25 protein-coding genes and 1 riboswitch are annotated in these 22,338 nt (G+C 66.9%); of the genes, 16 read left to right on the top strand and 9 right to left on the bottom strand.

What is annotated here, in order from left to right:
• Positions 1-65 precede the first annotated feature (65 nt).
• The 5 genes from RT614_RS23365 to serA all read left to right on the top strand — a co-directional run bounded on the left by RT614_RS23365 (position 66) and on the right by serA (position 4,689).
• Positions 66-770 (top strand): heavy metal response regulator transcription factor, encoded by a 705-nt coding sequence (locus RT614_RS23365; RefSeq protein WP_313624553.1) that lies wholly within the window; start codon positions 66-68, stop codon positions 768-770.
• Entirely contained in the window at positions 767-2,176 is a 1,410-nt protein-coding gene (locus RT614_RS23360) for a heavy metal sensor histidine kinase (protein ID WP_313624552.1), read from the top strand. The genes RT614_RS23365 and RT614_RS23360 overlap by 4 nt, the downstream gene beginning before the upstream one ends.
• A 72-nt stretch (positions 2,177-2,248) precedes the next feature.
• The gene (locus RT614_RS23355) at positions 2,249-2,737 is read left to right on the top strand and encodes a cupredoxin family protein (protein ID WP_313624551.1); all 489 of its coding nucleotides are present in this window, start codon (positions 2,249-2,251) and stop codon (positions 2,735-2,737) included.
• 111 nt (positions 2,738-2,848) lie between these two features.
• Positions 2,849-3,307 carry a DUF411 domain-containing protein gene (locus RT614_RS23350; RefSeq protein WP_313624550.1) on the top strand — a complete coding sequence of 153 codons (459 nt, stop codon included), beginning with the start codon at positions 2,849-2,851 and terminating at the stop codon, positions 3,305-3,307.
• Positions 3,308-3,489: 182 nt separating this feature from the next.
• On the top strand, positions 3,490-4,689 hold the full coding sequence (gene serA, locus RT614_RS23345) for a phosphoglycerate dehydrogenase (protein WP_313624549.1): 1,200 nt from the start codon (positions 3,490-3,492) through the stop codon (positions 4,687-4,689).
• 138 nt (positions 4,690-4,827) lie between these two features.
• Here the strand turns inward: serA and RT614_RS23340 are convergent, their stop codons facing one another.
• Positions 4,828-5,697 (bottom strand): LysR family transcriptional regulator, encoded by an 870-nt coding sequence (locus RT614_RS23340; RefSeq protein ID WP_313624548.1) that lies wholly within the window; start codon positions 5,695-5,697, stop codon positions 4,828-4,830.
• A 151-nt stretch (positions 5,698-5,848) separates the two neighbouring features.
• Here RT614_RS23340 and RT614_RS23335 point away from each other — a divergent pair, with 151 nt between their 5' ends.
• From RT614_RS23335 to RT614_RS23320, 4 genes are read left to right on the top strand one after another with little or no spacing between them, the layout of a single operon-like run.
• Entirely contained in the window at positions 5,849-6,280 is a 432-nt protein-coding gene (locus RT614_RS23335) for a VOC family protein (RefSeq protein WP_076518636.1), read from the top strand.
• Positions 6,281-6,304: 24 nt separating this feature from the next.
• Positions 6,305-7,039 (top strand): 5-oxoprolinase subunit PxpB, encoded by a 735-nt coding sequence (pxpB, locus tag RT614_RS23330; RefSeq protein ID WP_313624547.1) that lies wholly within the window; start codon positions 6,305-6,307, stop codon positions 7,037-7,039.
• The gene (locus RT614_RS23325; RefSeq protein WP_313624546.1) at positions 7,036-8,028 is read left to right on the top strand and encodes a biotin-dependent carboxyltransferase family protein; all 993 of its coding nucleotides are present in this window, start codon (positions 7,036-7,038) and stop codon (positions 8,026-8,028) included. The genes pxpB and RT614_RS23325 overlap by 4 nt, the downstream gene beginning before the upstream one ends.
• Positions 8,029-8,041: 13 nt before the next feature.
• Positions 8,042-8,806 (top strand): 5-oxoprolinase subunit PxpA, encoded by a 765-nt coding sequence (locus RT614_RS23320; RefSeq protein ID WP_313624545.1) that lies wholly within the window; start codon positions 8,042-8,044, stop codon positions 8,804-8,806.
• A gap of 31 nt (positions 8,807-8,837) precedes the next feature.
• Here RT614_RS23320 and RT614_RS23315 read toward each other — a convergent pair whose 3' ends face one another.
• Together RT614_RS23315 and RT614_RS23310 are read right to left on the bottom strand one after the other, a co-directional pair.
• On the bottom strand, positions 8,838-9,509 hold the full coding sequence (locus tag RT614_RS23315; protein WP_313624544.1) for a GntR family transcriptional regulator: 672 nt from the start codon (positions 9,507-9,509) through the stop codon (positions 8,838-8,840).
• A 141-nt stretch (positions 9,510-9,650) separates the two neighbouring features.
• The gene (locus RT614_RS23310) at positions 9,651-10,289 is read right to left on the bottom strand and encodes a trimeric intracellular cation channel family protein (protein ID WP_313624543.1); all 639 of its coding nucleotides are present in this window, start codon (positions 10,287-10,289) and stop codon (positions 9,651-9,653) included.
• A gap of 223 nt (positions 10,290-10,512) precedes the next feature.
• On the opposite strand from RT614_RS23310, the gene RT614_RS23305 reads away from it, so the two are divergent.
• Entirely contained in the window at positions 10,513-11,382 is an 870-nt protein-coding gene (locus tag RT614_RS23305) for a universal stress protein (protein WP_313624542.1), read from the top strand.
• A gap of 61 nt (positions 11,383-11,443) precedes the next feature.
• Here RT614_RS23305 and RT614_RS23300 read toward each other — a convergent pair whose 3' ends face one another.
• The 4 genes from RT614_RS23300 to RT614_RS23285 form a co-directional block, all read right to left on the bottom strand.
• A complete protein-coding gene (locus RT614_RS23300; protein ID WP_313624610.1) occupies positions 11,444-12,691 on the bottom strand; it encodes a muropeptide transporter in 1,248 nt (415 codons plus the stop codon).
• Positions 12,692-12,797: 106 nt separating this feature from the next.
• Positions 12,798-13,412 (bottom strand): methionine biosynthesis protein MetW, encoded by a 615-nt coding sequence (metW, locus tag RT614_RS23295; protein WP_313624541.1) that lies wholly within the window; start codon positions 13,410-13,412, stop codon positions 12,798-12,800.
• Entirely contained in the window at positions 13,409-14,668 is a 1,260-nt protein-coding gene (locus RT614_RS23290) for a homoserine O-acetyltransferase (protein WP_313624540.1), read from the bottom strand. Before RT614_RS23290 ends, metW begins: the two co-directional genes overlap by 4 nt.
• Positions 14,658-14,739: riboswitch (SAM riboswitch) on the bottom strand. Its footprint overlaps the gene before it by 11 nt.
• A gap of 123 nt (positions 14,740-14,862) precedes the next feature.
• Positions 14,863-15,618 carry a GntR family transcriptional regulator gene (locus tag RT614_RS23285; protein WP_313624539.1) on the bottom strand — a complete coding sequence of 252 codons (756 nt, stop codon included), beginning with the start codon at positions 15,616-15,618 and terminating at the stop codon, positions 14,863-14,865.
• A gap of 182 nt (positions 15,619-15,800) precedes the next feature.
• Here RT614_RS23285 and RT614_RS23280 point away from each other — a divergent pair, with 182 nt between their 5' ends.
• The 5 genes from RT614_RS23280 (at position 15,801) to RT614_RS23260 (ending at position 20,474) form a co-directional block, all read left to right on the top strand.
• Entirely contained in the window at positions 15,801-16,082 is a 282-nt protein-coding gene (locus RT614_RS23280; protein WP_313624538.1) for a UxaA family hydrolase, read from the top strand.
• Between the two features lie 28 nt (positions 16,083-16,110).
• Positions 16,111-17,286 carry a UxaA family hydrolase gene (locus RT614_RS23275; protein ID WP_313624537.1) on the top strand — a complete coding sequence of 392 codons (1,176 nt, stop codon included), beginning with the start codon at positions 16,111-16,113 and terminating at the stop codon, positions 17,284-17,286.
• Between the two features lie 152 nt (positions 17,287-17,438).
• Positions 17,439-18,452 carry a tripartite tricarboxylate transporter substrate binding protein gene (locus tag RT614_RS23270; protein WP_313624536.1) on the top strand — a complete coding sequence of 338 codons (1,014 nt, stop codon included), beginning with the start codon at positions 17,439-17,441 and terminating at the stop codon, positions 18,450-18,452.
• Positions 18,453-18,496: 44 nt separating this feature from the next.
• Positions 18,497-19,432 (top strand): hydroxyacid dehydrogenase, encoded by a 936-nt coding sequence (locus RT614_RS23265; RefSeq protein ID WP_313624535.1) that lies wholly within the window; start codon positions 18,497-18,499, stop codon positions 19,430-19,432.
• A 34-nt stretch (positions 19,433-19,466) separates the two neighbouring features.
• Positions 19,467-20,474, top strand: a complete 1,008-nt coding sequence (locus RT614_RS23260) for an Ldh family oxidoreductase (protein WP_313624534.1) — start codon at positions 19,467-19,469, stop codon at positions 20,472-20,474.
• Between the two features lie 16 nt (positions 20,475-20,490).
• Here RT614_RS23260 and RT614_RS23255 read toward each other — a convergent pair whose 3' ends face one another.
• Entirely contained in the window at positions 20,491-21,387 is an 897-nt protein-coding gene (locus tag RT614_RS23255) for an AEC family transporter (RefSeq protein ID WP_313624533.1), read from the bottom strand.
• Between the two features lie 93 nt (positions 21,388-21,480).
• Between RT614_RS23255 and RT614_RS23250 the strand changes: the two genes are divergently transcribed.
• On the top strand, positions 21,481-21,792 hold the full coding sequence (locus RT614_RS23250) for a helix-turn-helix domain-containing protein (protein WP_409558511.1): 312 nt from the start codon (positions 21,481-21,483) through the stop codon (positions 21,790-21,792).
• On the opposite strand, the gene RT614_RS23245 is transcribed toward RT614_RS23250, so the two are convergent.
• The gene (locus RT614_RS23245) at positions 21,782-22,321 is read right to left on the bottom strand and encodes a hypothetical protein (RefSeq protein ID WP_313624532.1); all 540 of its coding nucleotides are present in this window, start codon (positions 22,319-22,321) and stop codon (positions 21,782-21,784) included. The genes RT614_RS23250 and RT614_RS23245 overlap by 11 nt on opposite strands.
• Between the last annotated feature and the right edge of the window lie 17 nt (positions 22,322-22,338).

Raw genomic sequence — 22,338 nt, 5'->3', positions numbered from 1 at the left:
TACCCCGGCTTTGAGGCGGGGGTATCGCCAGGCCTTTCCACCGGCGCGATGGTAAATTTTTGGCCATGCGCATCCTGGTCATTGAAGACGAACCCAAATTGGCCGACTACCTCAGGAAGGGGTTGTCGGAGCAAAGCCACGTCGTGGACGTGGCGCGTGACGGCCTGGACGGCCGGCACCTCGCCCTGGAGGGCGCGTACGACCTGATCGTGCTGGACGTCATGCTGCCCGGCGTGGACGGCTTCGAGGTCCTGGCGTCGGTGCGCGCGCGCAAGGACACGCCCATCCTGATGCTGACGGCCCGAGATGCCGTCGAAGACCGTGTGCGCGGTCTGGAAGGCGGCGCCGACGACTACCTGGTCAAGCCCTTTGCCTTTTCTGAATTGCTGGCCCGGGTGCAGGCCCTGCTGCGACGCGGCCGCACGCAGGAACCCACGCTGCTGCGGCTGGCCGACCTGGAGCTGGACCTGGCGCGCCGCCGCGTCCAGCGCGGCGGCCAGCGCCTGGACCTGACCGCCAAGGAATTCAGCCTGCTGGCGCTGCTGCTGCGCCGCCAGGGCCAGGTGCTGTCGCGCACCACACTGGCCGAGCAGGTTTGGGACATGAATTTCGACAGCGACACCAATGTCATCGACGTGGCGGTGAGGCGGCTGCGCGGCAAGCTGGACGATCCCTACGACATGAAGCTGCTGCACACCGTGCGCGGCATGGGGTACGTGCTGGAATCACGGTCGGCTGACGGCCGCCCCCCTGACGGCCGGCATTCATGAATCCTCCCGTCGGTCGCCGGCCCCGCGTCCGGTCGATGCAGGCGCGGCTTACGCTGCTGCTGGGAGCCATCGCCCTGCTGGTGTCCAGTCTTGCCGGCGCCACCCTGTTCTGGGCGCTCAAGCGCGAAGTCGAGCGCCAGGAGATCACCGAGGTCAGCGGCAAGCTCGAACTCATCGACCACCTGATCGACATGCAGAACAGCGCCAGCGGCCTGACCGACCTGGCCGCCACGTTCGACGAGATGCGCGCGGGACAGGCCCAGTTGAGCATCTGGATCCAGGACGCGCAGGGGAAGGTGGTGTATGGCGGCGCCGCTCCTGAAACGCTGGAGACCGCGGACGGCCGGCAGGTCGTGCTGCAGGCGCCCGACGGCGGCCGCATGCGCGGGCTGCGCGTGGCCATGAACGACCGCATCCTGCCCGGCGCGCATCTGACCGTCGCGGTCAGCACGCGCACCAGCTCGCAATTCCTGTACGCCTACGGCACCGCCCTGCTGCTGATCTGCGCGCTTTGGGTGGGCGCGACCGTGGTGCTGGCCGCCTGGGCCGTGCGGCGCAGCATGGCGCCGGCGCGCCGGCTGTCCGAACAGGCCGCCGGCATCCAGCCCGACAACCTGGCGCTTCGCCTGCCGCTGGAAGACACCGACCGCGAACTGCATGAACTGGTCCGTTCCTTCAACCGGACGCTGGACCGCCTGCAGTCCGCCTACCAGCAGATGGAAGGTTTCAACGCCGACGTGGCGCATGAACTGCGCACGCCGCTGGCGACGCTCATCAACGGCGCGCAGGTCATGCTGTCTTCGCCCCGCGATGCCGCGGAGCTGCGCGACGCGCTGGAATCCAACCTGGAAGAGCTTGAGGACCTGAAGACGCTGGTCAACGACATGCTGTTCCTGGCCCGCGCCGACCGGGGCGAACGCGCGGCCGACCTGTCGCCGGTGTCGCTGGCTGCCGAGGCCCGCCGCGTCGCCGAATACTACGAGGCCACGCTGGAAGAACATGGCGTGCGGTTGCGCAACGAGGGCGACGCCACCGTGGCGGCCAACCCGGGGCTGGTGCGCCGCGCGCTGGCCAACCTGATCTCGAATGCGATCAAGGCCACGCCCCGCGGAGAAGAGATCGTGCTGGCCTGCTCGATGTCCGACGCTGGAGCGCGGGTAGAGGTGCGCAATCCCGGCGCGCCCATCCCGCCCGCCGATCTGCCCCGCATCTTCGACCGCTTTTTCCGCGCAGGGCCGGCTCGCGCCCCTCGCAGCGAAGGCCATGGCCTGGGGCTGGCCATCGTGCGCGCCATTGCGCGCATGCACGGCGGCGACGTGGATGCCGCGTCGGACGCGGGTGGCACCGTGATCGGCATCACGCTGCGTGGCCCGGCATCGCCCGCCCCGAACATTACAAAAACGTAATCTGCGCGACAGGATCGGGTCACCCCGGTTTTTCTACAGTGCCATCACGGTCACTCCCAGAAAGGATTTCACGTGAAAGGCACTCAGCTTCGCACCACGCTCATTGCCGCCCTGGCGTTCGCGCCGGCCGCCGCCGTTCTTGCCGCCGGCGCCCAGGACCATGCCGGCCACGCCATGCCGGCCGCCTCCGCGCCCATCGGCAAGCCGGGCGACGCCGCCCGCGTCACCCGCACCATCGACATCGACATGACCGACGCCATGCGCTTCACGCCGGCCAGCATCGACGTCAAGGCGGACGAGACCGTGCGCCTGAACGTGCACAATTCCGGCAAGATCCGCCACGAGCTGGTGCTGGGCACCGACGCCGACCTGAAATCGCATTACGACATGATGATGAAGGACCCCGGCATGCGGCACGAGGAAGCGAACGCGGTGTCGCTCGAAGCCGGCAAAAGCGGCGCGATCGTGTGGCGCTTCGACAAGGCCGGAACAGTGTCTTTCGGCTGCCTGGAACCCGGCCATTACGCTGCGGGCATGAAGGGTTCGGTGTCGGTGCTCTGACATGACGGCGCTTACCTTGCGCCCGCGCCACGAAGACACTCGAGATCAAGCGCGCTACGTTGCCGTATCCTTTGAGCGCCAATTACCTCCTTACCCATTGCACGGAGCATCATGAACGTTACCCGTCTTACGCGCCGCCTGGTCATCGCCGCGGCCCTGTGCGCGCCTGTTCTTGTTGCCGCCCAATCGACCGTCAAGGTCGAGGTCTGGAAGACGCCTACCTGCGGCTGCTGCGAGGACTGGGTCAAGCACATGCGCGACAACGGATTTGCCGTCACCACGCATGACGTCGACGACACCGGCCCGATCCGCCGCAACGCCGGCATGGCCAACTACGGCTCGTGCCATACCGCCCTGGTCGACGGCTACGCCATCGAAGGCCACGTGCCCGCCAGCGACGTGCGCCGGCTGCTGCTGGAGAAGCCCGACGCGGCGGGCCTGTCCGCACCGGGCATGCCGCTGGGGTCTCCCGGCATGGACGGCCCGGAGTACGGCGGCCGCAAGACCCCGCACGACATCGTGCTGGTGGACAAGCAAGGCGGGGCCACGGTCTTCCAGGCGTACCGCTAGGCCGCGCCGCACTTCAACGCCACGGAGCCCCGGCCCAGGGGCGTCCATGGCCACGCGTTGCGGCCGCACGCGCCGCCGCACTGAAACAATTCATCCCCATTGGCTCAATGGCTACTCCTTGCACCGCAGCAAAAATGGTCCACAATAAATAAAACGCGTTTCTCACCCACCCCTTGGCAGTCATGGCACAAATCGTCCTGTTCGAGAACATCCACCCGAGCGCCCGCGCCGTCTTCGAGGCCGCCGGCTACACCGACATCGTCACGCACGCTGCGGCCCTGCCGCCGGCGCAATTGCACGACGCCCTGCGCGGCGTGCAAGTGGCGGGGATTCGTTCTCGCACGCACCTGGACGCCGCCCTGCTGTCCGGCAACCCCGACCTGCGCGTCGTGGGCTGCTTCTGCATCGGCACCAACCAGGTCGACCTGGACACGGCCATGCAGCGCGGCATCCCGGTGTTCAACGCACCGTTTTCTAACACCCGGTCGGTCGCCGAACTGGTGCTGGGCGAAGCCATCCTGCTGCTGCGCCGGATCCCCGAAAAGAACGCCCGCGTCCATTTGGGCCATTGGGACAAGAGCGCCGCGGGCGCCTTTGAAACCCGCGGCAAGACGCTGGGCATCGTTGGCTACGGCAATATCGGATCGCAGATCAGCACGCTGGCCGAAAGCCTGGGCATGCGCGTCATCTACCACGACGTCGAGGCCAAGCTTCCGCTGGGCAACGCCCGCCCCGCCGGCACGCTGAACGAACTGCTGGAACAGGCCGACGTCGTGACGTTGCACGTGCCCGGCGGCAAGTCCACCGAAAACATCATGAACGCGGACACCATCGCGCGCATGCGCCGCGGCTCCATACTGATCAATGCCTCGCGCGGCACGGTCGTGGACATCGCCGCCCTGCACGCTGCGCTGAAGTCCGGCCACCTTGCCGGCGCCGCGCTGGACGTTTTCCCGACCGAGCCCAAGGGCGCAGGCGAGCCCCTGGCCAGTCCGCTCATCGGCATGCCCAACGTCATCCTCACGCCGCACATCGGCGGCAGCACGCAGGAATCCCAAGAGAACATCGGCCGCGAAGTGGCTGAAAAGCTCGTGCGCTTCCTGCAGGCCGGCACTACCAAGGGCGCCGTCAACTTCCCCGAACTGCCGTTCCTGGAACAGGCGGGCGGCACGCGCATCCTGCACGTCCACCGCAACGCGCCCGGGGCGCTGGGCGCGCTGGACAACCTGATGGCGCAGCACGGCCTGAACATCGTCAGCCAGACGCTGCAGACGCGGGGCCAGATCGGCTACGTCATCACCGACGTCGAAGGCGCGGTCGACGACATCGTGATGTCCGACTTGCGCAACCACCCCATCACCGTGCGCTGCGACCGCCTGTAAGGCACGCTGAGACCGTCGGTAATGACCAAGGGCCCCTTCATCGGGGCCCTTCTGTTTGGCGCACGATGACGGCCAGTCGAATGCGTGGCTGACGCCAGATGGCTACGCCGTTCCATCCGCCCTGATGCGCCAACGGCGTCAGGCGTCGTCCGCCGCAGCCCGCAGCAGGCATTCCGCGATCTTGTCGCGCACGCTGCCCGCATCGAAGGGCAGGCGCCCGATGATGCCGATCTCGCGATGAAAGGCCAGTTCCTCCAGCGACAACAGGCGCAGCCCCCTCATGTCCAGCCGCCGCAGCCTGGGCAGAAGCGCCACGCCCAGGCCATGGCGCACCATGCCCGCGATGGCCTCGATCTCGTCCAGCTCAACGGCCTCATGGACGTTGATCCGGTGCTTTTTCAGGAAGATGTCCACCACCCGTCCGCCGAATGACGCCCGGTCGTAGCGGATGAAGGGCTGGGTCGCCAGCAGTTCCCGCCAGGGTGCGAGCGGCATGGATTCGGGCATGGCGAGCATCACGGGTTCGCTCATCAACGGCTGCCAACCCAATTCGGGCGGCAAGGCAAACGGTGGCCGGATCAGCACGGCCAGATCCACCTCGCCAGCATCCACCTGCCCCAGCAGCGACAGCGAGACACCGGGCACGATCCGCACGCGCACGTCCGGGTAGACAGCGCGGAATTCGCCCACCGCGCGGACCAGCAGGTCCTGCTGAACGGAAGCGATCGCGCCGATGCGCAACGATCCGCTGACATGGCCCGCCCCGGCCGTGGCCGCCATCCGCTCGGCCATGGCGACCAGTTCTTCGGCCTGCGGCAGCATCTCGCGGCCCTGTGCGTTCAGCACCGCCGCGCGCGCGCCGCGGTCGAACAATTCCACGCCCAGGTATTCCTCCAGCCGCTTGATCTGCGCACTGACGGCGGACTGCGTCAGACCCAATTGCGCGCCCGCACCGGTAAAGGTGCCATCGCGCGCAACGGCGAGAAAGGTCTTGAATTCCTTGATCACGATCAATTATTTCGATGCTAAGGCACAAAAAATATCGTTTTTCAATCAAAAAAACAATACCTAAACTACCCACCAGTGCTAGCCCTGTCCCATATTGCGACGGCCGGCATTCTGAACGATCATTTTCCTTAGCCTTACCCCGGAGCCTTTCATGTCCGCTCAAACCAACCTGCCTCCGTTCCACCTGGCCTTCCCCGTCCGCGACCTGGCCGAAGCTCGCGCCTTCTATGGCGAAAAGCTGGGCTGTCCGGAGGGCCGCAGCTCGCCCGAATGGATCGACTTCAATTTCTACGGCCATCAGATCGTGGCTCACCTGGCTCCCAGCGAATGCGGCCACAAGGCCACCAGCGCCGTGGATTCGCACAATGTGCCGGTGCGCCATTTCGGCGCCGTGCTTTCCATGGAACAATGGGAAGCCATGGCCAAGCGCCTGACCGACGCAGGCACCGAGTTCGTCATCGAGCCCTACATCCGCTTCAAGGGCGAAGTCGGCGAACAGGCCACCATGTTCTTCCTGGATCCGTCGGGCAACGCGCTGGAATTCAAGGCGTTCAAGAACATGGACTCGTTGTTCGCCAAGTAACCCGTCACTACAGGTTTCGTGCCGTTGAACGCAATTTCAGACCATTCTTCTTCGGCCGAAACCCGCTGGCGCATCCTGCCCCAGGGTGACCGCTGCCTGATCGTCTCTTTCGGCGAACACATCGACGTCTCGGTTGGCCGCACCTGTCTGGCTGCGGCCCGCAAGCTGCGCGATGCGCGGCTGCCGGGCGTTACCGATGTCGTGCCGTCGTTTGTCGCCGTGGCCGTGCATTACCGGCCCGGTGGACACGGCGAAGGTCCCACCTACGCCGCCCTTTCCGAACACATCGAGGCCTTGCTGGCCGGCGGCATTCCAACCGAAGACGCCGGCGGACGCGAGGTCGACATTCCCGTCTGCTACGGCGGCGAACACGGACCGGATCTGCAAGACGTGGCCCGCGCGGCGCGTCTTACGCCCGAGGCCGTCATCGAACTGCACAGCCAGCCGCGCAGCATGGTGTTCATGCTGGGCTTCGCGCCCGGCCATGCCTACCTGGGCGTGCACGACGAAAAACTGAACATCCCCCGCCGTCCGTCGCCGCGCACCGCGGTGCCGCCCGGCGCCGTGGCCATCGCCAACCGGCAGACCGTGATCTATCCCAACCGGCTGCCGGGGGGCTGGAACATCATCGGCGCCACGCCGCTCGTCATGTTCGACCCCGCCCGCGAACCGGCTGCCCTGCTGCAGCCCGGCGATTCCGTGCGTTTCGTGCCCATCGGCCCCGACGAATTCAACCGCATCCGGGAAATCCAGAAATGAGCGTGACCGTGATCAAGCCGGGCATGCTGTCCAGCTTCCAAAGCCGCGGGCGCGAAGGCTACCAGCACCAGGGCATCCCCGCGGCGGGCGCCATGGACGAACGCGCCCATCGGCTGGCCAACGCGCTGGCCGGCAACGCGGGAGACCCCGCCACGCTGGAAATCACACTGACCGGCCCGTCGCTGCGCTTCGACGTTCCCGCCTGTTTCGCGCTGGCCGGCGCCGATCTGGGCGCCACCCTGAACGGCAAAGATATTCCCCTGCTTCGCCCCCTGGTCGCGCACGCGGGCGACGTCCTCGCTTTCGGCGCCCGGCCGGCAAATGGCGTGCGCGCCTATCTGGCCGTGCACGGCGGTTTTGCGCTGACGCCCGTGATGGGTAGCGAAACCACTTATCTGCGCAGCGGCTTCGGCGGCTTCCAGGGACGCGCATTGGCCAAGGGCGACGTCGTGCCCCTGCGAGAGCCGCTCGCGCAGGACCGCGACCTGGCCGCGTTGCAGAAAGACCTGTGGACGGTGCGCGCCTACCTGCCCACGACGCTGGGCAACAAGCCGCGTGAATTCATACGCTTTCTGCCCGGCGTGCACTGGCCCGAGTTCTCGCAATCCAGTCGCCGGGCGTTCGCCGAATCCGAATATCGAATCAGCCCGCAGTCCGACCGCATGGGCTACCGCCTGACGGGCCGGCCGCTGGCCATGAACCAGCCGCGGCAGACGCTGTCGGAAGCCGCTTGTTTTGGCACCGTGCAGGTGCCATCGGGTGGCGAAGCCATCATTCTCATGGCCGACCGGCAGACCACCGGCGGCTATCCCAAGATCGCGCAGATCGCTACGGTGGACCTGCCCGCCCTGGCGCAATACGCGCCCGGCCAGGTGCTTCGATTCCAGCGGATCGAACTCGACGAAGCGCAACGCCTGGACGGCGAACGCGAACGCGCCTTTGCCCAATTGCATGAATCGCTGGCGCCGCTGCGCGCGATTCTGGCCTAGAAAGGAACTCGCTATGACTACCCGCATCGACTTGAACTGCGACATGGGCGAAAGCTATGGCGCCTGGACCATGGGCAATGACGCCGCGGTGCTGCAATACGTCAGCTCCGCCAACATCGCCTGCGGCTTTCACGGCGGCGACCCCGCTACGATGCGCAAGACGGTGGCCGCGGCGCTCAAGCAGGGCGTGGCGCTTGGTGCGCATCCCAGCCTGCAGGACCTGGCCGGATTTGGCCGCCGCATCATCCAGATCAGCCCGGAAGAAGCCTACGACATCGTCGTGTACCAGATCGGCGCCCTGGCCGGCGTGGCGGCCTCGCAAGGCGCGCGGCTGCACCACGTGAAAGCGCACGGCGCGCTCTACAACATGGCCGCCAAGGACGAGAACCTGTCGCGCGCCATTTGCCAGGCAGTCAAGGACGTGGACGCCTCGCTGATCCTCTACGGTCTGGCCGGCAGCAAGCTGATCGACGCGGCGCGCGCCATTGGCCTGTCGGCCGCCAACGAGGTCTTTGCCGACCGTTCTTACCAGGACGATGGTTCGCTCACGCCGCGCACGCGCGCTGGCGCCATGATCGAAGACGTAGACCAGGCCGTGGCGCAGGTCGTGCGCATGGTGCGCGAGGGCCTGGTGCGCTCGGTGGACGGCAAGGACGTGCCCGTGCAGGCCGACACGCTCTGCATCCATGGCGACCAACCCAATGCCCTGGTATTTGCCAACGGCATCCGCCGGGCGCTGGAGCAGGCGGGCATCGAGGTGCGTACGCCCGGCCGCTGACGCGCGCCCGGGCCGCGTATCGCCGCGGGGCTTACGCGGCTTCCAGCGACGCTTCGCGGTAAGCGCCCAGTATCTCGGGCAACACTTCCATGACGTAACGGCGCGTCAGGTCGGCCGCCTGGTCGAAGTCGCGGTTGCCCAGCGCCTGGATGATGCTCTCGGTATAGGCCGGGATCTTGATGGCTTCCAGCGACCGCCGCGCCAGCAGGTAGCCCAGCGGCTCGATCTGCTCATAGAGCTTGCTGAGCATGCTGGTGAGGGGCGCATTGCCCGTGTACCGCGCCGCCGCCAGGTAGAACTCGCGCGTGGCCGCGATGAAGCCGCGCGCCTCTCCGCGCGCCATCGCCGCGACGATCGTCTCGTGAAAGCCGGCCAGTTCAGCCACCAGCGGGCCCACGTCGGGCATCTCAGCAACCTGGCGAATGCAATAGGCCTCGAGCTCGGCGCGCAGCATGTACAGGTGGCGGATCTGCGTTTCGGTATAGAGCGTGACCCGGAATCCCTTGCGCTGGATGTGCGTGACCAGCCCGCTGAGTTCAAGCAGGCGCAGGGCTTCCCGGATAGGGCTGCGGCTGGTGCCGAAGCGCTGTTCCAGTTCCTGTTCCCGCAGCGGCTGCCCAGGTCGGATAGTGCCGTCCACTATCAATCCACGAATCTGTTCCTGTAGGAAATACGGAATCGTGGCGGGCGCTTTGACGTCCAATCGGCTCCCCTTTTACTGCGCAATGCATGGTATGAGACAGCGACAAGATACTAGAAATTTATTGAAACACAAGTATTGATACTGTTTCATACTAGTCAAACTACGTTTCATACGGCGTATTGGGGAGCCTGCCGCGTCGGCTCAGTGCCAGTCGTCCCGGTACACGAACTTGGGCATTTGCCAGTTGAAGCGCAGGGCCAGCAGACGCATCGTCAGTCCCGCCGCAAGCGCGATGGGCACGGAAGCGTTGGCGGACAGCCCGAGGGCCATGGATCCCAGGTACAGCGCGCCGGTGACCAGCGACACGCTGGCGTACAGTTCCTTGCGGAACAGCAGCGGCACTTCGTTGCACAGCACGTCCCGCAGCACCCCGCCCGCGCATCCCGTGATCATTCCGCTGAGCAGCACCACCGTGATGGGCAGCTGCATCATCTGCGCCACCTGGCAACCGATGACGGTGAAGGCGACAAGGCCCAGCGCGTCGGCCAGCAGGAAGATGCTGCGCAGACGCTTCATCACGGGCGCGATCAACGCGGTCAGGATGGCCGCGCCGCCCGTCATCCACAGGTATTCCGGATGCACCACCCAGGTCAGCGGATAGTGTCCCAACAGCACGTCGCGCAGCGACCCTCCGCCCAGGGCGGTGACGCACGCAATGATGCACACGCCCATCCAGTCCATGTCGCGACGACCCGCCGAAAGCGCCGCCGTCATGGCTTCCGCGACGATGGCGACCAGGTACAGCGTATGCAGCAGGGCAGGCGAAAGATCGGAGAACATGGATCAGCAGAGGGTTGGCGAAGGCCCCATTGTATTGAGGCTTGCCGACGGCGGCGGCATTGCCTGGCAGCGCGTCATCCCGTACCCTCGTCTTTGCGTTGATATCAATCAAGCCCAGTCTCGTTTCGCGGCGAGACAATGGAGACGTGCCCGACCGGGCGCAAACGGGCCAGGCAGCGCGGACGCGGGAGCCGACGCCCTGGCCACTACCGGGAGATAAGGTATGACACAGCAAATTGGCCCCATCCTGCTGGCCACCGACCTGAGTGCGCGCGGCGACAGAGCCCTGGATCGCGCCTTGCAGTTGACCAAGGAACTCAACACCAAGCTGATCGTGCTGCACGTCATGGAATCCCATGCCACGTCCGCGCGCCTGACCACCCCCGTGTGGCGGCGCCTGTCGCCCGACCACAAGGCCCTGGCCGAACGCGAGCTCGCCGAAGACGTGGCCGCCGCCAACGTTCCTACCGAAGTCGTGGTCGCCAAGGGCGATCCCGTCGCCAGCATCATGGAAACCGCCGACACCTACGGCTGCTCGCTGATCGTCGCCGGCATCGCACGCCAGGAAACCCTGGGCCGCCTGCTGCTGGGCACCACCGTCGAAAAACTGGCCCGCCAGGCCCGCCAGCCGGTGCTGGTCGTGAAGAACCGCCCACGCAAGCCTTACCGCGACGTCCTGGTCGCCACCGACTTCTCGGACGGCTCGCGCCAGGCGCTGCGCGCCGCGCTGCAACTGGTCCCCAACGCCGAGATCACACTCTTCAACGCGTACGAAGTGCCCTTCCAGAGCGTGAACGTGCCCGACGACGCGGTCGTCAGCAGCTTCTACAAGACTGCGGAACAGTGCGCCGAGCGCTTCATCGCCGAAACCCCTGAACTGCCCAAGGGCCGGCCCACAAAGGTCGTGCTGGAAGCCGGCCAGCCCGAAACGGTGCTGTCCGAGTATTCGTTCAACCATCGCTCTGATCTTGTCGTCACCGGCACGCATGGCCGCACGGGCATCCTGCGCACCGCCATCGGCAGCGTGGCCGAACGGCTGCTGGAATCCCTGCCCAGCGACGTGCTGATCGTCAGGCTCAGCGGCGACGAATAAGCCGGGCAAAAAGAAGGCGGCGCATGCGCGCCGCCTTCATGCAGGACGAGACGCAGCCGCGCTACGCCTCGTTCTGTTTTTCCATGGCGTCGATGGTGCCGCGAAGCATCTTCAGCAGCACCAATCCCGGGATGGCGATGGCCACCGTCAGCAGAAAGAACCCCGGCCACCCCAGATGATTCACCAGCGGCGGGGTCAGTGGCCCGGCCAGGTAGGTGCGGCCCACGGCCGACAACGCGGACAGCAGGGCGAATTGCGTGGCCGAAAACCGCTGGCGGCACAGCGCCATCAGCAAGCCCACGAACGACGCCGTGCCCAGCCCGCCGCACAGGTTCTCGATGCCCACGCCGGTGGCCATCAGCCACAGGTTTTTCGGACTGACCGCGATCAGCCAGTAGGCAAGATTGGACACGGCCTGCAGCAGGCCGAACGCCATCAGCGACCGGTACAGGCCCCAACGCGACATGAGCGAGCCGCCGGCCAGCGCGCCGATGATGGTGGCGGCCAGACCCAGCACCTTGTTCACGGTGCCCACTTCCGTCGGCGTGAAGCCCGCCCCGCGTATAAGGAACGTCGTGGACAGGGCGCCGGCAAACGCGTCGCCCAGCTTGTACAGCACGATCAGCAGCAGGATCGCCAGCGCGCCGCGGCGCGTGAAAAACTCATGCAGGGGCTCGGCCACCGCTTCGCGCAGATTGCGCGGCGGGCGCGCGATGTGTTCGGGCTCGGGCGCCCATAGCGTGGCCAATGCGCACAGCAGCATCAGCCCGCCCATCAGCATGTAGGTATTGCCCCACCCTATCCACTGATCCGCCAGGATCAGCGCCAGGCCGCCCGATACGATCATCGCCAGACGGTAGCCCATGACCTTGATGGCCGCGCCCGCCCCCCGCTCTTCCTTGCGCAGCACGTCCGTGCAGTAGGCGTCGAAGGCGATGTCCTGCGTGGCCGACAGGAAGGCCACCAGCACGGCCAGCAGGGCCAGCGGCATCAGCGCCGCCGACGGCGACAGCGCGCCCATGGCCATGATCGCCGCGGCCAACAGCAATTGGGTGACCAGCATCCAGCCGCGGCGGCGTCCCAGCAAAGGCGGCGCGTAGCGGTCGACCAGCGGCGCCCAGAGAAATTTGATGGTGTAGGCCGTGCCTACCAGGGTGAGGAAACCGATTTCCTGCAGCGGCACGCCTTCGACGGTGGCCCAGGCCTGCAAGGTGCCGCTGGTCAGGGCTAGCGGAAGGCCGCTGGCAAAGCCCAGGACCAGCAAAGGGGCGACGCGTGGGCTGGTGTAGACGTTGGATACAGCGGTGATGACGGTCTCCTGGAACGTGACCGGCGGCGGCACAGGCTCGGGCCGCAGGCCTGCGGCATTTTAGGGCCTGTTCGCCCGTTGCGTCAGGAGGAGGCGTGTCGGAATGTCAGGGCGACGCGAAGCGGTACACCGCCAGCGTGCTGCGCCAGCTTGGGAACAGCCGGACTTCATTGCCCTCGTTGAACGTGGCGCGTTCCTGGATGCGCAGGCGAAGTTCCCCCGCCAGTTGCTCGAAGTCGCGCAGCGTGCACAGGTGGATGTTGGGCGTGTTGTACCACTGGTAGGGCATCTGCCCGGTCACGGGCATGCGGCCGCGCAGGATGGCCCAGCCGTGCGGCCAGTAGCCGAAGTTGGGAAACGACACCACGCCGTGGCGCGCCACGCGCGACATCTCTCGCAGGATGTGCTCGGTGCGGTGCATCGACTGCAGGGTCTGCGACAGGACTACCGTGTCGAACTGCTTGTCGTCGAAGAGCGCCAGACCGTCTTCCAGGTTCTGCTGGATGACTTCGACGCCACGCCGCACGCACGCAATCACGCAGGTGTCGTCGAGTTCGACGCCGGCGCCCTTCACCTGGCGATGGTCGCGCAGGTGCGCAAGCAGTGCGCCGTCGCCGCAGCCCAGGTCCAGGACGCGGCTGCCCGGCTCGATCCAGCTGGCGATGCGCGCCAGGTCGGGCCGCAGCGCGTCATGGGCATAGCGGGGAGTCACGGGAGTCATTCGGATTGTCCTTCGGTCAAGGCGGCGGCCTCCAGGCCCAGGTCCCGCGCAATGCGCTCGTAGTAGCCACGGACCACGGCATGGTAGCGCGTGTCTTCCAGCAGGAAGGCGTCGTGCCCGTGCGGCGCGTCGATCTCGGCGTATGTGACCGGGCTGCCGTTCTTGAGCAGCGCGCGCACGATTTCGCGCGAACGCTCCGGCGGGAAACGCCAGTCGGTCGAGAACGACACCAGCAGGAAATTCGACTTGGCGGGCGCCAGCGCGCGGGCCAGGTCGCCGCCCGTCGTGCGGGCCGGATCGAAGTAATCCAGCGCGCGGGTGATGAGCAGATAGGTATTGGCGTCGAAATACCGCGTGAACTTCTCGCCCTGGTAACGCAGGTAGGACTCGACCTCGAATTCGACGTCGTAGCCGTAGCGGTAGGCGCCGTTCTCGGCGGGCGCGCGCTGGGCTCGGCCAAACTTCTCGGCCATGTCGTCATCGGACAGATACGTGATGTGCCCGATCATGCGCGCGACCGACAGGCCGCGGCGCGGCACGGTGTCCTGCGCGTAATAGTCGCCGCCGTGGAAGTCCGGATCGGTGATGATGGCCCGGCGGGCCACTTCGTTGAAGCCAATGTTCTGCGCCGACAGGCGCGGCGTGCTGGCGATGACGATGCAATTTGCGACGCGCTCGGGCAAGGTGATGGACCAGCTGAGGGCCTGCATGCCGCCCAGCGATCCACCCATCACCGCGGCAAAGCGTTCGATGCCGAAATGGTCCGCCACCCGCGCCTGCGCGCGCACCCAGTCTTCCACCGTCAGCACCGGGAACGCCGCGCCCCACGGCTTGTCCGTCGCGGGGTTGATGCTGGCCGGACCCGTCGACCCGAAGCACGAGCCCAGGTTGTTGACGCCGATCACGAAGAAGATGTTGGTGTCCACCGGCTTGCCGGGGCCCACCATGTTGTCCCACCAGCCGACGTCCGTCGGATTGTCCGCGGCCAGGCCAGCCACGTGATGCGAGGCATTGAGCGCGTGGCAGATCAGGATGGCGTTGGTGCGCTGGGCATTGAGCGTGCCGTAGGTTTCGACGGCAAGCTCGTACGAAGCCAGCGACTGGCCGCTGAGCAAGGGCAGCGGCTCATCGAAACGAATGAAGGTGGGAGCGACGAGACCGACCGAACCGGGATCAACGGAATCGGATGTCGTGACGGTTGCGGGTACGAACCCGCTGGCCGAATCACCGGCCAAATGCTGGGCAGGAGTGGTCATACGGACCTCTTTAGCTGGATTTATTGGAAGGCGCCCGCAAGCGGATCAGGCAAATCGGCGCCGAAATTGGATAGTGCGGCAAGAATTCTAGCACTGCTTGAAGTGCCGGGCAGCAAGGCCTTTATCGCGGACGTGGCCGGCTGGCGGCCTGGCTGACGGCTTCGACACGGCGGTGTCCCGCCGCCGCCGCGCGGTCAGGCGCCCGCCTCCCAGGGCTCCTGTCCCAGGTATTCGTAGCTTGCGGTATTCACGCGGGACACGCGCCACTCCACCGGCTGGCGGTTGTAGGAAAACGCGATGCGCCGGATCTCCAGCAGCGCGCTGCCCTCGGGCACGCCCAGGCAGCGCGCATGCGTGCGCTCGGCCAGGCAGGTCCGCAGCCGTTCGTCGGTGGCGATGACGTTCACGCCGAAAAGGTCCTGGTAAAGCGCATACAACGTGCTGGAGCGCTCACGCAGATGCTCCTCGGTTAGCCCTGGAAAACGCGACTCCGGCAGGCAGACGTCATCGGCCATGACCACGTCGCCGTTGAGCGACAGCACGTTCAGGAATTCGTACACGTAGGCGCCGGCAGGCAGGGCAAGCTTTTCGCGCGCCACCGCCGACGCCTTGACGCGGCGGAATCGCACCAGTTCGGTGGTGGGATAGGACTTGCCGCCGTCCTGGCCGACGATGCGGAAGAACTTGAAGAAATGGTGGTTGCGCGTGTGCACCGCCACGTAAGTGCCCCGCCCCTGATGACGAACCAGGATGTTTTCGGCGGCCAGTTCGTCGATGGCCTTGCGCAGGGTGCCGATCGATACGCCGAAGCGCTCGGCAAGATTCTTTTCCGGCGGAATCGCCTCGCCCTGCTTCCATTCGCCTTGCGCCAGCGCGCCAAGCACGGCCTGCTTGACCTGTTCGTACAAGGGACTGCCCAAAGGCACAGTCGGTGACAGGCTGGTGTTCATGGGTGCATCGCAATATTCACGGCCCCCAAGTGTAGCGGTGCGAACTCCGTTCGCTCAAGTCATACAATTCATCTATATGATTTAGTTGACTTTAAAAAAAGGCGGCCCTAAGATTTCCTGGCCGTTGTGATCCGCGCCGCGTGCAGCACCCCGGCGGCGCACCAGACCAAGAGAGGAAGACAATGATTCACGCCGTATTGCACGATGCGAAGGACACGGTGGCGGTCGCCGTGGTGGAAGGCCTTACCGCCGGAACGGAGCTGAACGCCTGGATCATGGATGAGGACAGGATCATCCATGTGCGCGCATCCCAGGACATCCCCATCGGCCACAAGGTCGCGATGCAGGACATGGCCGTCGGCGACACGGTCTTCAAGTACGGCGTGGACATCGGCCGCGTGGTGGAGCCCATCAAGGCCGGCCAGCACGCCCATGTGCACAACATCAAGACCAAGCGCTGGTAAGCGTCCCCCCATCGCACAGGAAATCACCATGTCCATCATCGATTCCAGCACCGCCTTCCAGGGCTATCGCCGCGACAATGGCCGCGTCGGCGTGCGCAATCACGTCATCGTCCTGCCCGTTGACGACATCTCCAACGCGGCGGCCGAAGCCGTCGCCAACAACATCAAGGGCACGCTGGCCCTGCCCCATCCGTACGGCCGGCTGCAATTCGGCGAAGATCTGGAACTGCACTTCCGCACGCTGATCGGCACCGGCTGTAACCCCAACGTCGCGGCCGTCGTCGTCATCGGCATCGAGGAAGGCTGGACCAAGCGCGTCGTGGACGGCATCGCCGCCACCGGCAAGCCGGTCATGGGCTTCAGCATCGAACTGCACGGCGACCACGACACCATCATGCGCGCATCTCGCTGCGCCAAGGAATACGTGCATTACGCCACCGCGCTCACGCGCAGCGAATGCCCGATCGCCGACCTGTGGGTGTCCACCAAGTGCGGCGAATCCGACACCACATCTGGCTGCGGCGCTAATCCCACCGTGGGCAATGCCTTCGACAAGCTGTATGCGCTGGGGTCCACGCTGGTGTTCGGCGAAACGTCGGAACTGACCGGCGGCGAACACATCGTGGCCGAACGCTGCGCCAACGACGCCGTGCGCGAACGCTTCATGTTCATGTTCGACCGCTACCAGGCCATGATCGACCGCTGGAAAACCAGCGACCTGTCCGAATCCCAGCCCACCAAGGGCAACATCGCCGGCGGTCTGACCACCATCGAGGAAAAGGCCCTGGGCAACATCCAGAAGATCGGCAAGAAGTGCCGCGTCGACGGCGTGATCGACAAGGCCGAGATCCCCGACGGCCCGGGCCTGTGGTTCATGGACTCATCGTCGGCGGCGGCCGAGATGGTGACCCTGTGCGCCGCATCGGGCTACGCCGTGCATTTCTTCCCCACCGGCCAGGGCAACGTCATCGGCAATCCCATCCTGCCGGTCATCAAGATCTGCGCCAATCCGCGCACCGTGCGCACCATGTCCGAGCACATCGACGTGGACACCAGCGGCCTGCTGCAGCGGGAAATCGACCTGAACCAGGCGGGCGACAAGCTGCTGGAATGCATGCTGGCCACCGCCAACGGCCGCTGGACCGCGGCCGAGGCCCTGGGTCACCGGGAATTCGTCCTGACGCGGATTTTCGAAAGCGCCTAGCGCTCGCGCCGGCGCGTCAAGGAGGGCGCGCCGGCCACCCCTCGCGACACCATCGCGGCATCACGACTAGAACCAGCAGACCCGGGCGCAGACCGCGGCAGCAACAGGCGTATGCATTCCTACCCGGGCACCATCCCCAAGGAGGAAGACAGATGAGTAGCGAACCGCAATACCCCCTGCACGACGCGCAACGCCGGCGCCTGCTCGGCGCCCTGGGCGCCGCCGGCCTCTGTGCGCTGGCCCCGTGGGAACGGGCGCTGGCGCAGAAAGGCGCCTGGCCCGACCGCCCCATCAACTACGTCGTGCCCTTTCCGCCAGGCGGCCTGACGGACGTCGCCGCGCGGCAGGTCGGCAAGGCGCTGAGCGACGCGGAACGCTGGAACGTCGTGGTGGAAAACAAGCCGGGCGGCAGCGCCAACATCGGCGCGGCGCATGTCTCGCACGCCGCGCCGGACGGCTACACCTGGCTGGCCATTACGTTGTCCCACGCCGCCAACGCCACCCTGTTCGCCGGCAAGGCGGGCTACGACCTGACCCGCGACCTGACGCCGCTGGCGGGACTGGCGTCTTCGCCCATCATGGTGGTCGTCAACGCCAAGAGCCCCATCAAGAGCATGGACGACCTGGCTCGGGCGGCGAAGGCCAAGCCGCTGTCGGCCGGTTCCAGCGGCAATGGCACGCCGCCGCACCTGACGCTGGCGCTGTACCAGAAGCTCACGGGCACGCCGCTGATGCACGTGCCGTACAAGGGCGGCGCGCCGTCGCTGACGGACCTGATCGGCGGGCACCTGGACGTGGTGTTCTCCAACTATCCCGAGTCCCTGGCGCACGTGAAGAACGGCTCGCTGCGCGCGCTGGCCATCACCACGCGCGAACGCAGCAAGGATCTGCCCGACCTGCCCACCGTGGCGGAAGTCGGCCTGCCCGACCTGATCGTCGAAAACTTCACCGGCGTGCTCGCTCCGGCCGGCACGCCGCCGGAACTGGTCGAGCGCATCGGCGGCGCCATCGTGAAGCAGGTGTCGCAGCCCGCCATGCAGCAGGCCCTGCTGCAACTGGGCTTTGTGCCGCAGCCGCGCGGACCGCAGGAATTCGGCGCCTACCTCAAGTCCGAGGTCGACCGCTGGGCCAAGATCATCCGCGACGCCAACATCCAGGTCGCCTGACGCGGCCCGCCCCACCCTGCCCATCACGACGAGGAGCCCGGCAGATGCGAGTACTGATTTCGGAGTTCATGGATGCGCCCGCCGTCGATGCCTTGCGGCAGCGGTTCGACGTGCATTACGCCCCCGACCTGGTCGAACAGCGCGGCGCCCTGCTGGACGCCGCCGCCGAGGCCGACGCGCTCATCGTGCGCAACCGCAGCCAGGTGAACGCCGAACTGCTGGCGGCCGCCCCGCGACTGCTTGCGGTGGGGCGGTTGGGCGTGGGGCTGGACAACATCGACCTGCCCGGCTGCGAGGCGCGCGGCATCCAGGTCATTCCGGCCACCGGCGCCAACGCGCGGGCGGTGGCCGAGTACGTCATAGGCACGATGCTTACGCTGCTGCGCGGCGCCTACGCGGCCACGCCCGACGTCGCGGCGGGCAAGTGGCCCCGCGCAGCGCTGTCGCAGGGACTGGAAGCGCACGGACGGACGCTTGGCGTGGTGGGCTTTGGCGGCATCGGCCGGCTGGCCGCGACGCTTGCCCGAGGACTGGGCATGCGCGTCGTGGGCAGCGATGCGGCGCTGCCGCCCGGCCACCCTGCCTGGCAGGAAACCGGCGCCGCGCCGCTGCCGCTGGACGAGCTGCTTGCGCAGGCCGACGTGGTGACCCTGCACGTGCCGCTCACCCCCGACACCCGCCATCTGCTGGACGCCGCCCGCATCGGCCGCATGCGGCCGGGCGCCGTCCTGATCAACACGTCGCGCGGCGGCATCGTCGACGAAGCCGCGCTGGCGCAGGCCCTGCGCGCGGGCGCACTGCGCGGCGCGGCGCTGGACGTCTTCGAACAGGAACCGTTGCCGGCCGGCGGCCCGCTGGCCGACGCCCCGAATCTCATCCTCACGCCGCACATCGCGGGCCTGACGCAAGAGGCCAATACGCGGGTTTCCGACATGGTGGCCGCCGGTGTGACAATAGCGCTTGACGCCCGCGCACGCTGACGAGGCGCGGCGCGCCTCCCACGACAGGAAGGATATGGCTCACATCTATCTGGACGAACTTCAACACCTGGCCGCGGCCGGGCTTGCCGCCGCCGGCGCCAACCCGATCATGGCGGACAGCACCGCGCGCGCGCTGGTCTTCGCGGAAAGCCAGGGGCTCAGCTCCCATGGCCTGTCGCGCGTCGCGTTCTACGCCGGCCACCTGCGCACCGGCCGCGCCATCGGCACGGCCGAGCCCCGCATCGTGCACGAGCGTGGCGGCGCGGCGCTGATCGACGCAGGTTCCGGCTTGGCGTTTCCCGCCTGCGCGATGGCCGTGGATCAGGCTGCGACCCGCGCCCGCGAGCACGGCGTCGCGTTCGTCGGGGTGTCGAACAGCCATCACTTCGGGGTGGCCGCCTATCACCTCGAGGCGCTGGCCGATGCCGGCATGGTGGGGCTGGCGCTGGGCAATTCTCCGGCCGCCATGCCTGCTTGGGGCGGCAAACGGCCGCTGTTCGGCACCAATCCCATCGCAGCGATTTTTCCGCGCCGCGGCGGCGGCCGTTTGGTCGTCGATCTGTCTCTATCGCAAGTGGCACGCGGCAAGCTCATGATCGCGGCGCGCGACAACCAGCCCATCCCGCTGGGCTGGGCGCTGGACGCGGACGGCCAACCCACCACCGACCCGAAGGCCGGGCTGGCGGGCAGCATGCTGCCCGCGGGCGGCGTCAAGGGCGCGATGCTGGCGCTTATCGTCGAACTGCTGGCCTGCGCGCTGACCGGCGCGCGCTTCGGATTCGAAACGGAGTCGTTCTTCGTGGACGAAGGCGGCCCGGCGCGCCTGGGCCAGGCGTTCATGGCGATCGACCCCAACGCGCTGGCCGGCAACGACGCCTATCTGGAACGCGTCGAAACGCTGGTGGAGGCCATGCTCGACGACGACGGCGTACGTTTGCCGGGCGACCGCCGCCGCAAGCTGCGCGACGAGGCCATCAAGCATGGCCTGGAACTGCCCGACACGCTGATGGCTCAACTGCGCGCCATGGCGGGCGCGGGCTGAACCGGCCCGGCGCCCTCTACTGCCCGTGGGAGAACCACAGCATCAGGGGCGCCAGCAGCAGGAACACCACGGTGGACACCAGCACGGCGCCCGCCGCGGTGTCTCCCAACTGCGTGTAGCGCCGGGTGTACATGTAGCTGACCACGGCGCAGGGCATGGCCATCTGCAGCGTCAGCGCGCCCGCCAGCACGGGCTCCAGATCCAGCGCCCACGCCACCGCCAGACCCGTCGCCAGGCCCACGGCCAGGCGGATCGCCGCCACTTTGGCGCCGTCGCGCATGCCGTTGGAAGGAATCAGCGCGAGGGCATGGCCCAGGCTCAACAGCATCAACGGCACCGTGACCGCGCCCAGCATGCGCGCCGTTTCGATGATCCACTCCGGCACCGGGATGTGCAGCACCCGCATGGCCACGGCCACGACGGAAGCCAGCAGGATCGGACTCTTCCAGCTTCCTTTGGTGTTCACGCCGGGCAGCAGCCGCACCGCGATGGTGTGCATCACGAACGAATTCACCGCGAAGAACGCCACCGCGACCGACAGGCCGGCGTCGCCGAAAGCCAGCTGCGAGATCGGCAGCCCCAGGTTGCCGGCGTTCGGCAGGAAGGCGGTGGGCAGCAGGCTCAACACCGGCAGCTTCCAGACCTTGAGCAGCGCGGCGCACAACAGCGCGCAAAGCAGCAGCGCGATCAGGGTCGCGGCGGCCACGTCGGCCAGCGCCCGGTCGTCCAGGTGGGTCGTGACGAATGTGTGGAACACCAGCGCCGGGGTGGTCACCGACGTCACCAGCGTGGTGATGAAGCTGCCGCCGAAGGGAAGATCGCGCTTGCCCCAGAACAGCCCGATTCCCACGCAGGAAAGCAGGGGCAGCATCAGCACGATGGCTGACAAATAAAACTGCGCGATGGCCAACATGCAACTATTCCGTCAGAGATAAAGAGATTGATGCGTCGCGGCATCATTGCTTGCCCTGCCCGCGGCGCCCGCCGCAGCATAAGGCCATTGTTCATGAATGGGCGTCCCGCCCCCGCCGCCATGTCCGTCACGCCGACGCGTTTCTTTCCGCACGCCCAATCGCCCTATGCCGCCGGCAGCGCAACGCCGTGCGCCGGCTTGCGGCTGTCCGACCGCCAGGCCGCCTGCCTGCATTGGTCGGCCGCCGGCAAAACCAGCTGGGAAACGTCCCGCATATTGGGCGTCAGCGAAAGCACGGTCAATTTTCACTTGCGCAACGCCTGCTGCCGGCTGGGCGTGCGCGGCCGGCGCGCAGCCGTGGTGGCCGCCCTGCGGCTGGGTCTGCTCGATGACGTCAAGGCTTGACGACGACCGACCGCAGGAACTCGCGCGCGCGATCGGCGGGCAGGCTTTCCTCGGTGCCGGCGGCCACGGCCTCGATCAGCATCGTGTCCGTCACCCACACCTTGGCCAGCAGCCATCCCGGCTTGCCCACCGCCTTGCCCCGCACCTCAATTTCCTGCCCATAGGGCGGCCAATCGGTGGGCGGCGGCGACTGCATGTTGGTGTGCAGCGATCGCATCAGCGCAACACCCAGCGCCTGCCTGGCCGCGGGGCTGGCCGCGATCTCCGGCGGCAGCGGCGCCGATCCCACGGCAAAGACCGCCTCGTCTACCGTCGCACTGGCCAGGGTGAACTTCAGGGTGTGGTTGTCCAGCTTCAGATCACGGGTTTCTGTGGACACCCGTGCGGGAAACGCCGCGCGCACGTGCCCATCGGCCACGTCCATCTCGCGCCAGTTGTAACTGGGCGAGCACGCGGCCAGCGCCAGGGCCAGCGCCAAAAAAAGGCCCGTTTTCTTCAGCATGAAACGAAACAGCGATGAAATCGTCATTACCCGAGGACCCGCAA

It is taken from the genome of Achromobacter sp. (assembly GCF_032102605.1).
GTDB lineage: Bacteria > Pseudomonadota > Gammaproteobacteria > Burkholderiales > Burkholderiaceae_B > Achromobacter.
The sequence above is the reverse complement of the archived record's forward strand: the minus strand, read 5'-3'. Positions and strand labels throughout refer to the sequence as shown.